Raw genomic sequence first — 13,811 nt, forward strand, 5'->3', positions numbered from 1 at the left:
CTGATGCAGCGCACGCGTTGCCCCTATTTCCGCGACCCGGCGAATTTCCCTGCCTGCAACAAGCGGGAACCCGGCAGCGGCTGTTCGGCGATCGGCGGCGTCACAAAGGGACACGCCGTGCTCGGCACCAGCGACGCCTGCATCGCCATGTATCCCGGCGATCTCGCAGTGGCCTTGGTCGCTTTCGATGCGGTCGTGCATCTGGGCCAGAGCCAGGTTCCGGTCGACGACTTTTTCCTGCTGCCCGGCACCACGCCGGACAGGGAACACGCGATCGAACCGGGCGAGATGATCACCGCGATCGAGATCCCCGGCTCGGCCTCTGCCCGGCGTTCGACTTACCTCAAGATCCGCGACCGGCAATCCTATGAGTTTGCCGCGGCAAGTGCTGCTGTCGGCATCGAGTTCGAGGCCGATGGGCGCACCATCCGTGATTTGCGTGTGGCGCTCGGCGGCGTCGCGACCAAGCCTTGGCGTGCGCGGGCCGTGGAGGACGCGCTGAAGGGCAAGGTGCTGGAGCCGGACGCTGTCCGCGCCGCCAGCCTGCTCGCCGTCGAAGGCGCCACCGACCATGGCGCCAACCACTACAAGATCGAACTGGCGCCGCGCGTTGTCGCGCGGGCTATTCTCAAGATGGGAGAAACGGCATGACGGTTCACAACATCAGACATGGTGACGCATCCGACGGTGCGGAAGCCGTCGGCGGCCGGCTGTCGCGCGTCGACGGCCCGGCCAAGATCACCGGTGCGGCGAAATACGCCGTCGAGCAGCAGCTCGAAAGCCTCGCCTACGCCGTGCTGGTCGAAAGCACGATTGCATCCGGCAAGGTGCGCGCGATCGACACGAACGCGGCCGAGGCAGCGCCCGGCGTGCTGCAAGTGCTGACGCCCGACACCATCATCAGCCTCAGGACAGCGGCGGACTGGTTCGGCACGCCGCCGCCCGATAAGCCCTATTGCCCGCTCGCGCGCGACATCACTTTTTCGGGCCAGCATGTCGCGGCGATCGTGGCGGAAACCTTCGAGCAGGCGGTCGCGGCGGCAGCACTGGTCAAGATCAGCTATGACGAGACGCCTTCGATCGTCGACCTCAGCGACGCCAAGGCCGGCGACGGCATTCCGATCGACGCCATGACCAAGGAATGGGGTGACGCGCAAGGTGCATTCGCCTCGGCCGCGGTGCGGATTTGTGCTGCCTACAACACGCCGCGCGAATACCAGGCGCCGATGGAGCCGCACGGCCTGATCGCCCGCTGGGAGGGTGACCAGCTCACCGTGTGGGAGCCGAGCCAGTGGCTGGACGGTATGGCCCGCACCTATGCCGAATGGTTCGGCGTGCCGTTCGAGAACGTACGGCTGGTCTCGCCCTATATTGGTGGCGGCTTCGGCTCCAAGGCGTTAGCGCTCAGCCATGGCGCTGTGGCGGCATGTGCCGCCAAGATGCTCGGCCGGCCGGTGCGGCTGGTGATGACGCGGCCGCAGACCTTCACCGGTTACGGCGGCCGCGCCGCGACGCGCCAGACAGTGACCATCGGCGCCGACCGGCAAGGAAAAATCCAGTCGATCGTGCATCGTGGCGTCAACGAGACATCGATGGACGGCATGTGGGTCGAGCCGCTGGGGTCGGTCACCTCGATCATGTATGCGACACCGAATTTCTCCTCCAGGCAGAATGTCGTGCGCGTCAATTCGGTGGTGCCTGGCGCCATGCGCGCGCCGGGCGAAAACCCCTCGGCCTTCGGCATCGAAAGCGCCATCGACGAGCTCGCTTACGAGGTCGGCATCGATCCGCTGGAGATCCGGCTGAGAAACTATGCCGAACAGGACCCGCATGCCAAAAAAGCCTGGTCGACCAGACAGTTGCGCGAGGCTTTTGCCACCGGCGCCGAGCGCTTCGGCTGGGCCAGGCGCACGCCCGAACCGCGCTCGATGCGCGACGGCAACCAGCTGATCGGCTGGGGCGTCGCCGCCGGCACCTATCCGGTGCGGCGCGCCTATGGCGAGGCGATCGTGCGCATCCTGGCCGACGGCTCCGTCGAGGTCGAAAGCTCGTCGATCGACATGGGTCAGGGCACCTACACCATCCTGGCGCAGACCGCCGCCGAAACGGTCGGCGTGCGAGCTGACGACGTGGTGGTGAGGCTCGGCGACTCGCGCTTTCCCCGTGCCGGCGTCACCGGCGGTTCGCGGCTGGCCGGCGTGATGACGGGTGCGGTCTACAAGGCGGCGACATCGGCGCTCGACCAGCTGGTCGGCCTCGCCATCAGCGATCCGCGCTCGCCCTTCCATACGCTGCAGGCCAACACGCTGGTCGTCGCCAATGGCCGTATCGGCTCGCCGCGCGGCGACGGCCCCGATGTCTCGATCGCCGAACTGCTCAAAAGCGTCGGCCGCGACCACATCGAAGCCACCGGCGACACCATGCCGGCCAACTCGACGCCAGAAGATCGCTACAAGAACTACACCACCATCGCCATGGCGCTGCCGCACACCGAGGGCGACTACTCCCGCCACTCCTGGTGCGCGCATTTCATCGAGGTGCGCGTCGACGAGGATTTCGGCACCGTGCGCGTCTCACGCGTCGTGTCGGCGCTGGATTCGGGGCGGCTCTACAACCCGAAACTCGCCGAAAGCCAGTGGAAGGGCGGCATCATCATGGGCATCGGCCAGGCGCTGCTCGAAGAAGGCATCGTCGACCGCCGCCACGGCCGCATCGTCAACAACAACCTCGCCGACTATCTCGTGCCGACCAATGCCGACATTCCCGACATCGAGGTGATCTCGGTCGGCATCCCCGATCTGCATTCCTCCGTGCTCGGCGGTAAAGGTGTTGGCGAACTGGCCATTGTCGGCGTGGCGCCAGCGATTGCCAACGCGGTGTTTCACGCCACGGGGAAGCGCGTGCGGGATCTGCCGATCACGCTTGAGAAGCTGATTTAGCCAGCGCCGGCTTTGTCTCCCCCCTTGAAGGGGAGATGTCGCCGAAGGCGACAGAGGGGGTCGCCGCGTAAAGCGCCAACCTCATCTGCAGCAGCAGGCCGAGCCCAGTCGAACCGACCCCCTCTGGCCTGCCGGCCATCTCCCCCTCGAGGGGGGAGATAGCAATCAGAACTTGTAGGCAACACCGATCCGGACATCGTGCGTCGTCAACTCGATCTCGTCGGGATTGAGAGGAGCGCCGTTGACGATCAGGTGACGCTGGGACGTATGGCGGCCGAAATCGGCGAACCGGTACTCGCCGCGGACCACCCAATTGTCGGTGACGGCGTATTCCACACCGGCGCCCAGCGTGTAGCCGGTGATGGTGTCTTTGGCGTCGGCATAGGGACCGCCCGGAATGTCGGTGGTAGTGTGTTTATAGCTTGCCACGGCCAGGCCGCCGGTGACAAAGGGAAGCCAGCGATCCATCGCATAGCCGGCTCTCAGACGCACGGTGCCAACCGACTCCAGCTCGAGCTCGCCGCCAAAGGCAGGGTCATCGACGCCGAGCGCCCGATAGAGCGTGGTGTCCTTCACGCTTGCGAAGTTGTAGTCGCCCTCGATGCCAAGAACCAGCCCGCCGTCGAACTGCTTGCTGTAGCCGGCATACAAGCCGCCGAAGCCACCGGACGGGCCATAGCCCCAGCCGTAGTTGTCGAAACTGCCGGGGGCGAAATCCTGCCCGACCCTTGCGTTCCCCCAGGCGTAACCGGCTTGCGCGCCGACATAGGCGCCGGACCAGTCGTAGGTGGCCGCGACAGGCAAGACCTCACTGGTGTCCGCCGCGAACGCCATGCCGACGGGCGTGAGGATGAAGGCCGTGGCGAGAAGAATGGTTTTCATCGTTTGCTATCCCGAAACTATTGCCTCCCCCGCGCAAAAAAGCGCGGGGGTTTGTTCAACGACGGCAGGTCAGAACTTGTAGCTGAGACCGACCCGCAGATCGTGCGTCTGGAGATCGACGCTCGTCTCTGTGGGCAGACCAGCAGCCACCGAGAGGTCCTGGCTGCCGAAGTCGGAGTAGCGATATTCAGCTCGCGCGATCCACCGGTCGGTGAAGGCGTGCTCGATGCCGGCGCCAACCGTCCAGCCGACATGGGTCTCATCGTGGAATGGTATTTGAACGGCGCCGCTGCCGCCGATCGCAGTCACTTCATACTTTGCCGCGGCCACGCCGGCAGCGATGTAAGGCAAAGTTCGACCGAAAGCGTAACCCGCTCGCAGCCGCGCCGCGCCCGACCACTTGAGTTCGCTCTTGAGCAATGTGCTGAAACCACCGCCACCAGCATCGAGGGGTATCAGTCCATCTGTATTATTATACATGAGGTCAGCCTCGGCGCCGATGACGAAGCGGTTCGCCATTTGGTAATTGGCTCCGAGATGAATACCGCCAATAAAACCGTCTGGATCGAGGGGAAGGTTGAGGTCAGTGGCCCCACCGATGCCGCCGCCGGCGATGAACAGATTGGATTTTCCGGCTGCGTAGCCGACGTCGACGCCGGCATAGAGGCCGGACCAGTCGTAGCCGGCGGGCGAAGCCTCGGTGACATCAGCCGCGCATGCCACGCCGAGCGGCGCGAGGATGAAGGCCGTAGCGAGAAGAAGAGTTTTCATGGTTTGTCTGCCGCCCCAAAATTGTCGTGGTCGCCGCCGCGCGGATGCCCGCGGAGATCCAGCTGTTGTCGAGAAATCCGGTGTTGCATTGTCCACCGGCCGCGTCTTGGGCTGGGCTGCACCCGAATTGACCGGGAAAGCACCGCGGCACTTTCCCGGTCGGTGTGGCCATTCGGCCTCAGTCGATGGGCGCGCCGTGCATCCGGCGGGATTCGCTGTCGGCGAGACTACCTGGCACTGCCCGGCGTCGAGCCGAAGCGGCGGCGGAAGCAGCGATTGAAATAGGACACGTCGGAGAAGCCGCTGAGCAGCGCGATCTCGCTGATCCGCATGCGGTCGTTGCGTCTGTCGGACAGCATTCGATAGGCTCTCTGCAGGCGCAATTCGAGAATGCGCTCGGCAAAGCTCACCCCGGTTTCCTGCAACAGGTCATGGACGTAGCGCACGGACAGCCGCAATTGCCCGGCAACACTCTGCGCCGAAATGGCGGGATCGGCGAAATTGTCGCGCATCTTTTGCAGGATGGCCTGCAGCCTTGCCGCGCGCAGGCCGCGCAGGCCCGCCAGTTCGGCCGCCTCGCCCTTGGCGCCGGTCGCCAGGCCGATCAGATCGACGATCGTTTCGGTGGCATGGCCGATGAGATCGGGAGACAGCAAGGCGGGACCTGCTTCCAGGAAGCTGCAATAGCGCTTGAGCATGTCGAGCGCCTCGTTGTCGGCGCCGATGGTCAACGCCAACCGGTCCTCGACATGCGTGAAGGCATTCTCCAGAACGATGCGCGGCAGCACCACATTGGCCCAGACATTGTTGTCGCCGCCGGTCATCTGCAACGCTTCCGAAGCCGAGACCAGTGCGGCTTCGCCTTTGCCGACGTGATAGTCGCGGCCAATCTGGGTGCCGCTGAGCACCGTATCGCCATTGTTGACCAGCAGCAGATAGCCGTCGCGGCCGTCGGCGGCGATGTTGCTCGCCTTGCGGCTGGCATGCCGGATCGTCCCGGCCATCTGCCCAAGCACCAGCGACCCGACGGCCGTGGCTTCGATGGCGGCCTGGAACGACAGCTTCTCGGAAATCGTATATTCGACCGACCAGATCTCGGCGACGTGGATGTCCTGCCAGAGCGCGAACCGCGCGCGGTGGTCCAGATGCGACGGCAAATCGACCGATGAGAAGACATTCTTTTGCAACGGATATCCGGGGCCTTTTCTATATGCGCCTTCACTTTAGACATGCACCGTATTGGACCAGATAATGGCTTGTCCAGAGCAAGAAGTACTTCCGCCATGGACGACAATTTCATTGCTGTTTTGGACAAGAATTTTCCCGAACTTCGTCGATTTGGCTGACGCAATTCCGGAAAAAATCGGAGATATCCGTAAAGCGTCGCACTCGATGGCGCAAAACTGCCACAGTGCGCGGAAAAGGCACGACGCCTCTCTCCAGTCCAATTCCGGTGCGGCCCTGCCCAAGACAACGCCTGGCCCCGATGACATATCAGCCCTCAGGGCGAAACGACTGTCATGTCAGGGGATTGAATGCCGCAGAATAGATTTGGAGGCCGCAAAGCGAAGGCGTTGAAGTATCTGGCGCTGACGTCGACCGCACTGGTCGGCCTTGGCCAGCCAATCGCCGCCACGGCAGCCGAGATATGGACCGGCGCTGCCTCCACAGATTGGTTTACCGCCGGAAACTGGAACCCCGCCGCCGTTCCGACATCGAGCGACGACGTTACTCTCAACGCGACGTTCCCGAATCCGGCCGTGGTCAATGCGGCGAATGCGGCCGCGCACTATGTGTTTCTCGGCACCATTGCGAGTTACACAGGCTCGTTGACGATCACAAACGGCGGCACGCTCGCCGATACGGCCGGCTATCTGGGCTATCTCTCGGACTCGAGCGGCAGCGTGACCGTGACTGGAGCAGGCTCGGCCTGGAGCAACAGTTCGGACCTTTTCCTTGCTTCGGGCACCAACAGCAACGGTACCTTGACGATCTCGAACGGCGGCGCTGTCAGCGACACCGTGGGTCATGTCGGTTACGGTGCGGGCACCGGCACCGTGACGGTCGACGGCATCGGCTCGACCTGGACCAACAGCAGTGACCTCTATATCGCCGAACTTGGCGTCGGCACGCTGAGCGTCACCAACAGCGGCGCGGTCAGCAATGTGACAGGCACCATCGGCTGGCACGCGGGCTCCAACGGCACGGTGACCGTCGATGGCGCTGGCTCGACCTGGACAAACAGCTCGGCCCTTTATATCGGCGCCCAGGGCACCGGCACGCTGAACATTCAGAAAGGCGGCACGGTCAGCTACGCCACCGGCGCGCTCGGCTATAACGTGGGCTCAACAGGCATCGTGACGGTTGACGGCGCAGGGTCGAATTTGACTGGCAGCTCCAGCTTTTACGTCGGCTTTAACGGCGCCGGTATATTGACGATCTTGAATGGTGGCACGGTCAGCAATGCTGTCGGGAGCGTGGGCGAGTACTCTGGCTCAAACGGCTCGGCGACGGTCGACGGCGCGGGCTCGACCTGGACAAACAGCGGCGATCTCACTGTCGGCAACAACGGCACCGGGGCTCTGGCGATCACCAACGGCGGCGCCGTCAGCGATGACTCGGCCTATGTCGGCAACTCGACGGGCTCGACCGGCATGGTCTTCGTCGACGGCGCCGGCTCGACCTGGAGCAACAGCGGGTCGTTGACTGTCGGCAACTACGGCGCCGGCACTCTGGCGATCACCAACGGCGGCGCCGTCGGCAATGACGCGGCCTATGTCGGCAATTCGGTGGGCTCGACCGGCATGGTGGCCGTCGCGGGCGCCGGCTCGACCTGGACCAACAGTGGGAGCCTTAACGTCGGCAATCATGGCACGGGCACGCTGACGGTCTCGAGCGGCGGCACGGTCAGCAGTGACTCGGCCTATGTTGGCAAAGCAGCGGGCTCCACTGGCGCGGTGACGGTCGACGGCGTCGGCTCGACATGGACTAATAGTGTGAATCTTCTGATTGTCGGCCACAGCGGCACCGGCTCGCTGACGATTTCGAACGGCGGCACCGTCAACAGCGCCATGAGCTATGTCGGGAACTATTCTGTCGGCACCGCGATGGTCGACGGCGCCGGCTCGACATGGAACGGCAGTTCAGCTCTCTATGTCGGCGTCAGCGGAGGCGGCGTTGGCACGCTGACAATCCAAGGCGGCGGCACTGTCAAGAACACGGTCGGCCACCTGGGTAACTCGGTGGGCTCGACTGGCACGGCCACGGTCGACGGCGCGGGCTCGAGCTGGATCAACAGCTCAGCGCTGTTCATCGGCACCGGAGGCACCGGCACACTGACGGTTTCAAACGGGGGAACCATCCAGAGCGCAGGCGGCTTCGTCGGTAACGTCAGCACAGGTATGGGTGCTGTGACCGTGGGTGGTGCGAATTCCATCTGGGCCAACAGCGGCGACCTCTACGTCGGCAACCTCGGAACCGGCACACTGAATGTCTTGAACAGCGGCACGGTCAGCAATGCCTGGGGCTACCTCGGGTACAATCCAGGCTCGACCGGCACGGCGACGGTCGACGGCACCGGCTCGACTTGGACCAGCAGCGCGGGCCTTGCCGTCGGCCTCGACGGCGCGGGCACACTGACGATTTCGAACGGCGGCGCGGTTTTCGCCGGCGGCACCGTCACCATTGCCAGTCACGCGGGTTCGACCGGCACGCTCAACATCGGCGCCGCGGCAGGCTCCGCAGCCACAGGCGCCGGCGTTTTCGGCCCGACCGCGCTGCAGTTCGGCAGTGGCGTCGGCACGCTCAATTTCAATCATACCGAGGCAAACTACGCGTTCGACGCCACGATCAGCGGGCTGGGGACGATCAACCAGATCGCCGGCACGACGAACCTGACCGCCAATTCGAACGGCTTCACCGGCGCCACCAACGTGGTGGGCGGACGGCTGGCCGTGAACGGTTCGCTGGCCAGCTCGCTGGTGACGATCTTAGGCGGCGTGCTGGGCGGCAACGGCACGGTGGGCGGCATCGTGGCGCAGTCGGGCGGCATCATCGCACCGGGCAATTCAATCGGCACGCTCAATGTCGCGGGCGACATCGACCAGGCAGCGGGCTCGATCTACCAGGTCGAATTGACCTCGACCGGCCAGTCAGACCTCATCCTGGCGACGGGCACTGCGACGATCGCCGCCGGCGCGGTCCTCGACGTCGTCAAGACGGATGCCGCGCCTTACGTGCTGGGCACGCATTACACGGTGCTGCAAGCAGCTAGCGGCGTCGCCGGCACCTACACGCTCAACGGGGCCGGCCCGTTCATCGGCCTTCTTGCCAATTACGACGCGACGCACGTCTATCTCGATGTGGTGCAGGCAAAGTCCTTTGCCTCGGTCGGTCTGACGCCCAACCAGATCGCCACCGGCGGAGGCGCCGAAAGCCTGGGGGCGGGCAATCCACTCTATGATGCCATTGTGGGCTTGCCGAGCGAAGCGGTTGCCCAGGCCGCCTTCGATCAGCTCTCGGGCGAGATCCATGCCTCGGCCAGGGGGATGCTGGTCGAGGACAGCCGCTTCGTCCGCGATGCCGCCACCAGCCGCATCCGCGACGCCTTCGGCGACAGTGGCACCGCTGCTTTACCCGTCGTGGCCTATGGCGAAGGCGGACCCGAAATGGTCGCCGCCGACACCGAGCGTTTTGCCGTCTGGGGCCAGGCCTTCGGCTCCTGGGGCAACACGGACAGTGACGGCAACGCCGCCGCCTTCGACCGCTCGACCGGCGGCCTCCTGGCCGGCGCCGACACGCTGGTCGGCGGCTGGCGCGTCGGACTGCTCGGCGGCTACAGCCATTCCTCCTTCGATACGGACGATCGCAACTCCTCCGGCAAGGCCGACAGCTACCATCTCGGTCTCTATGGCGGCACCAATTGGGGCGCCATCGCTTTCCGCACCGGCGCCGCCTACAGCTGGAGCAGTTTTTCGACAAGACGCTCCGTCGTTTTCAATGGCTTCGCGGATGGACTGTCGGCCGACTACGATGCCGGCACCGCGCAGATCTTCGGAGAACTCGCTTACAAGGCGGCCGATGCCGGGCGCTTCAAGTTCGAACCCTTCGCCAATCTCGCCTATGTCAGCGTGCATACAGACGGCTTCACCGAAACGGGCGGCGATGCAGCATTGACCAGCGCCGGCTCGACCACCGACGCCACCTTCACCACGCTCGGCCTGCGCGGCTCCACCGATTTTGCACTTGGCGGCATGAACGCCACCGCGCGCGGCATGCTCGGCTGGCGCCATGCCTTCGGCGATGTCACGCCGACCTCCAGCTTCGCCTTCGCCGGCGGCGACGCCTTCACCATTGCCGGCGTGCCGATCGCCAGGGACGCAGCGGTCATCGAGGCCGGCCTCGACCTCAACATGTCGGCCAATGCCACGCTGGCGCTCTCCTACACCGGACAGTTTGGCAGCGGCACGGCCGACCAGGGTGCCAAGGTCGATCTCAGCTTGAGGTTCTGAACAGCAATGAAGGGCGCCGACTGGACAAAGGCAACGCTAGAACGGTAGTCAGCGGCAGGATCGGCTTCGCGGCATGATCCCGCGCATCCGTAATCCCGCCCCTACTCCGGCGACGGCACCGGTGGCTTCGAGGTGACCGCCGTGCCGAAAGCTGCGGCAATGACGGCGGCGATGCCGCCCAGTTGCGTGACGGTCAGGCTCTCGTGCAGGAACAGGAAACCGGCCAGGGCGCCCAGCCCCGGCTCCATGCAAGTCAGCGTGCCGTAGATGCGGGCCGGCATCCGGGTCAGCGCCACCATCTCCAGAAAGAACGGCAGTGCGCTGGAGAACAGGCCGACGAGCAGCGCGCTGACCAGGATCGAGGGCGCCAGCAGCGCGGTTCCCGCTTGCGCCACGCCGAATGGCAGCACCAGCACGGCGGCGATCGCCATGCCGTAGGCGGTAGTGCGGGTGCCAAGCTCCGCGCCGGCTTTCTGGGCCAGCACGATATAGAGCGCCCAGAAGCCGCCGGCCGCCAGCGCCAGCATCACCCCGATCGGATCAAGCGGCGCGAGTGAATGAACGAAGGGCGACAACAGCAGGATGCCGGCCACCGCCAGCGCGATCCAGGCAAAGTCGCTGGCGCGCCGCGAGGTCAAGGTCGCCACCAGAAGCGGGCCGGAAAACTCCAGCGCCACCGCGATGCCGAGCGGAATCCTGGCGAGCGCTGCATAGAACAGAAGGTTGAGCGCGCAAAGCGTCACCCCATAGGCGACCAGCCACGGCAGAGTGGCGCGCGAGGGCCGCATCTGCCAGGGCCGCAGCACCGCGATCAGCATCAACGCGCCGATAACCAGCCGCAGCGTCGTCGTGCCTTGCGCGCCGATCAGCGGGAACAGACCCTTGGCAAAGGTGGCGCCGATCTGGATCGACACCATGGCGCCCATCAGCGCTGCGACCGGCAAGGGCGCCGCTTCGCGACTGGCAACTGGCGTCGATGTCACGTGGTTCCATCCTCCATACCGCCGGGCCAAACCCGACCGGCGGCATGGAGATAGGGCGAACCGGCCGGCCTGTCGTGAGGCAGCGGCAACTGGCTGCTAGGGCACGGCCAGGCACGCCGGCAGCATGCCCTCCGTCAGTTCAGGGATTTGAGCCTTGGCGGGGGTGCCGGGCGGCGCTGCTCGAGTTCCACTGCCGCATCGGTGCGGCCGGTCCGGCGCAGTCTTTCGAGGTAGCCCGGCAACTCGCCAAGGCAATGGAATGGCCCGCCTTCCCGGATCACCGTCACCAGCGGATCGACATCGCTGTCGCTGCGGCCGGCCATCGTGCTGCGCCAGTCCTCGAGCAGCCGGCTGGCATGATCGACCACATCGCTTCGAACACCGGAGAGATCATGCTGCTCATGCGGATCCTCGCTCAGATTGAACAGGCTGACCGGGCCGAAATCCTTGTAGCCGTCGTGGTAGGTGCGCAGCATCAGCCAGTCGGCCCCGCCGAGCCGGAACCGCACGCCGCGCTGCACCGCCCACGCACCCTGGCTCAGCACCAGGAAATCGCGGCCGCCCTCCTCGCTCGCGGCAAGCGCCGGCGCGAAGGAGCGCCCGTCCCACAGCACTGGCACGCTGCCGCCAAGCCGGTCAATCAGCGTGGCGGCCCAGTCGAAATGATAGTGCAGCCCACTATTGACGCCGCGCATATCCTCGGCGCCGGGCCAGCGGATGACCAGCGGCACGTTGCAGGTGAATTCGTCCGCCGTCTGATGGTCGCCCCAGACATTGAGCTCGCCGAGGTTCTCGCCATGATCGGCGCCGATGACGATGATCGTGTCATCGAACAGGCCTTGACGCTTCAGTTCCTCGACGATGAGCCCGACATGATGATCGGCGTAGAGCACGCCGGTGTCGTAGCCGTCGAACCAGGCCTTGACGGTGTCCATGTCGTTGATCGGCGACGGCATGCGCCGGTATTTCGATCCGCCCGGCTCGACGTCGAAACCCGAGGGTTCCTGCGGGCTGTGCGGGCCGTAGCCGGCATGGCTCTTCTCGAACACCGCCTTGGTCATCCAGTCGGGAAGCGGCTGGTCGGCAAAGGGGTCGCCGAAGGCGTCCGGCGCGCGATAGGGCGTGTGCGGGTCCCAGACATTGACATGCAGGAACCATTTTTTCGCCGAGCCATTGCGCTTCAGCCAATCGATCGCCAGGCCCGAGACCTCGTCGGCATTTTCCATGCCGGCCTTGCCCGGATTGATGATCTCGTTGAAGCCGGCATACCAGTGCCAGCAGCCATGCCGCTCGCCGAAGCTGCTGATCGTCGTGGTGTGGTAGCCGAGATCGCGCAGCGCCCGCATCCAGCCCTCTTCGTAGAAGGTACCCGCCCAGGCTCTTTCGGCGCCTTCGCGGAACGGCTCGCAAGCGGTGCCGCCATGGCCGACCACGCCGGTCCGCATTCCGTGGCGGCCGCTCCACAACGCAGTGCGCGACGGATGACAAGGCACATCGGAAACATAGACGTTCTCGAAGCGGATGCCGTCACCGGCAAGGCCGTCGATGACGGGAGAGGTGTTCCGGTGATAGCCGTAGCAGCCGAGATGGTCGCGCCTGAGGCTGTCGATGTCGATGTAGAGAACGTTCATGAATGGCTCGTCGCTGCTGTGATTGTCTGGAAACAGGCCCCGGCTCGCTGCCGGGGCTTGCGATTTGCAAAGGGCGGTTTCAAGAAGGCCCGTCAGGCCGAGATGTATTGATCGCCGAGATAGTAGTCCTTGGGATCGAGCGAGGTCTCGAGCTTGCCGAAGGTCTTGAACAGGTCGTTCATCGTCGAGAACCAGCCGTTCACGGTGCCGTCCTTGGTCAGCTTGATGAGCTCGGCCGACGTCATGAAGCGGCCATAGCCGGCCTCCGTCTTCAGCTGGTCGGCGGGAATGCCGAGCAGCTTGGAGGTGATCTCGATCGCCTTGTCCTGGTTGGCGGCGCGAAAATCCTGCGCGTCCTTGATGGCGCGCACCACGTTGCGGACGAGATCGGGATTGCCCTCGATCAGGTCGTTGCGGGCAATGAAGACGCTCGGAAAAGTGGTCTGCGGATAGAAGTCGTCGTTCTTGGCCAGCTCCACCAGATCGGGAACGCTCTTCTGGATGATGCCGACGAACGGATACCAGATGCCGGCCGCGTCGACCTGCTTGGAGGCGAAGGCCGCCACGATGGTGCTCGGGTCCATCTGCACGATGTCGAGGTCGGTCATCGCCATACCGGCCTTGCGCAGCGCCAGCCGCAGCAGCATGTCGCCCGACGTGCCGGCCGCGATCGCCACCTTCTTGCCCTTGAGGGCGGCGATGGACGTGATGCCCGCCTGGGCGATCACCCGGTCCGAGAAGCCGACATCGTTGACGGCGATAATCTTCGCCTTGCCGGTCGCCGGCAGCCACAGCGCGCCCGGTCCGAGATAGCCGAATTCCAGGCTGTTGGCGCCGAGCGCCTGGACCTGGATGGGGCCGTTGGTGAAGACCTTGATATCGGCATCGACGCCGTGCTTGGCATAAAAGCCCTGGTCGGCGGCGACGCCGGCGACGCTGGCGCCCCAGAAATCGCCATTATAGCCGATGCGTGCCGCCGTTCCCGCCGCCCCGGCGCGAATGCCAGAGGCGGCGAAGGCGGCAAGTGCCGCCGATGATGCGATGAGTTTACGTCTTGTCAGTGTCACCATACTCTCCTCCTGTCACTGTTACTGG

The 13,811-nt window shown here is 64.9% G+C and carries 9 protein-coding genes; 3 read left to right on the forward strand and 6 right to left on the reverse strand.

What is annotated here, in order from left to right; genetic code table 11:
• Positions 1–651: FAD binding domain-containing protein (locus EN935_RS06570; RefSeq protein ID WP_127373218.1), on the forward strand; the 651-nt coding region annotated here is incomplete at its 5' end.
• The gene (locus EN935_RS06575) at positions 648–2,939 is read left to right on the forward strand and encodes a xanthine dehydrogenase family protein molybdopterin-binding subunit (RefSeq protein ID WP_127373219.1); all 2,292 of its coding nucleotides are present in this window, start codon (positions 648–650) and stop codon (positions 2,937–2,939) included. The genes EN935_RS06570 and EN935_RS06575, both read left to right, overlap by 4 nt.
• Before the next feature lie 165 nt (positions 2,940–3,104).
• Here the strand turns inward: EN935_RS06575 and EN935_RS06580 are convergent, their stop codons facing one another.
• The 3 genes from EN935_RS06580 to EN935_RS06590 form a co-directional block, all read right to left on the reverse strand.
• Positions 3,105–3,821 carry an outer membrane protein gene (locus EN935_RS06580; protein WP_127265526.1) on the reverse strand — a complete coding sequence of 239 codons (717 nt, stop codon included), beginning with the start codon at positions 3,819–3,821 and terminating at the stop codon, positions 3,105–3,107.
• A gap of 69 nt (positions 3,822–3,890) precedes the next feature.
• Complete coding sequence (locus tag EN935_RS06585) at positions 3,891–4,592, reverse strand: outer membrane protein (RefSeq protein WP_109660689.1); 702 nt, start codon at positions 4,590–4,592, stop codon at positions 3,891–3,893.
• A 227-nt stretch (positions 4,593–4,819) separates the two neighbouring features.
• Positions 4,820–5,779: an AraC family transcriptional regulator gene (locus EN935_RS06590; protein ID WP_127265525.1), complete on the reverse strand. Its 960-nt coding sequence runs from the start codon at positions 5,777–5,779 to the stop codon at positions 4,820–4,822.
• Positions 5,780–6,127: 348 nt separating this feature from the next.
• Here EN935_RS06590 and EN935_RS06595 point away from each other — a divergent pair, with 348 nt between their 5' ends.
• Complete coding sequence (locus EN935_RS06595; RefSeq protein WP_127373220.1) at positions 6,128–10,102, forward strand: autotransporter domain-containing protein; 3,975 nt, start codon at positions 6,128–6,130, stop codon at positions 10,100–10,102.
• A gap of 101 nt (positions 10,103–10,203) precedes the next feature.
• Here EN935_RS06595 and EN935_RS06600 read toward each other — a convergent pair whose 3' ends face one another.
• The 3 genes from EN935_RS06600 to EN935_RS06610 form a co-directional block, all read right to left on the reverse strand.
• A complete protein-coding gene (locus tag EN935_RS06600) occupies positions 10,204–11,085 on the reverse strand; it encodes a DMT family transporter (RefSeq protein WP_127373221.1) in 882 nt (293 codons plus the stop codon).
• Positions 11,086–11,219: 134 nt separating this feature from the next.
• Entirely contained in the window at positions 11,220–12,716 is a 1,497-nt protein-coding gene (locus EN935_RS06605; protein WP_127373222.1) for a sulfatase, read from the reverse strand.
• A 92-nt stretch (positions 12,717–12,808) separates the two neighbouring features.
• Positions 12,809–13,786: an aliphatic sulfonate ABC transporter substrate-binding protein gene (locus EN935_RS06610; protein ID WP_127265248.1), complete on the reverse strand. Its 978-nt coding sequence runs from the start codon at positions 13,784–13,786 to the stop codon at positions 12,809–12,811.
• Between the last annotated feature and the right edge of the window lie 25 nt (positions 13,787–13,811).

The sequence above is a fragment of the Mesorhizobium sp. M7D.F.Ca.US.004.03.1.1 genome, assembly GCF_003998635.1.
GTDB classification, from domain to species: domain Bacteria; phylum Pseudomonadota; class Alphaproteobacteria; order Rhizobiales; family Rhizobiaceae; genus Mesorhizobium; species Mesorhizobium loti.

Bases quoted from the DNA above. Each gene is read 5' to 3' on its own strand.
- EN935_RS06585 (WP_109660689.1), bottom strand. From the start codon at position 4,592: ATGAAAACTCTTCTTCTCGCTACGGCCTTCATCCTCGCGCCGCTCGGC.
- EN935_RS06580 (WP_127265526.1), bottom strand. From the start codon at position 3,821: ATGAAAACCATTCTTCTCGCCACGGCCTTCATCCTCACGCCCGTCGGC.
- EN935_RS06575 (WP_127373219.1), top strand. From the start codon at position 648: ATGACGGTTCACAACATCAGACATGGTGACGCATCCGACGGTGCGGAA.
- EN935_RS06610 (WP_127265248.1), bottom strand. From the start codon at position 13,786: ATGGTGACACTGACAAGACGTAAACTCATCGCATCATCGGCGGCACTT.
- EN935_RS06595 (WP_127373220.1), top strand. From the start codon at position 6,128: ATGCCGCAGAATAGATTTGGAGGCCGCAAAGCGAAGGCGTTGAAGTAT.
- EN935_RS06605 (WP_127373222.1), bottom strand. From the start codon at position 12,716: ATGAACGTTCTCTACATCGACATCGACAGCCTCAGGCGCGACCATCTC.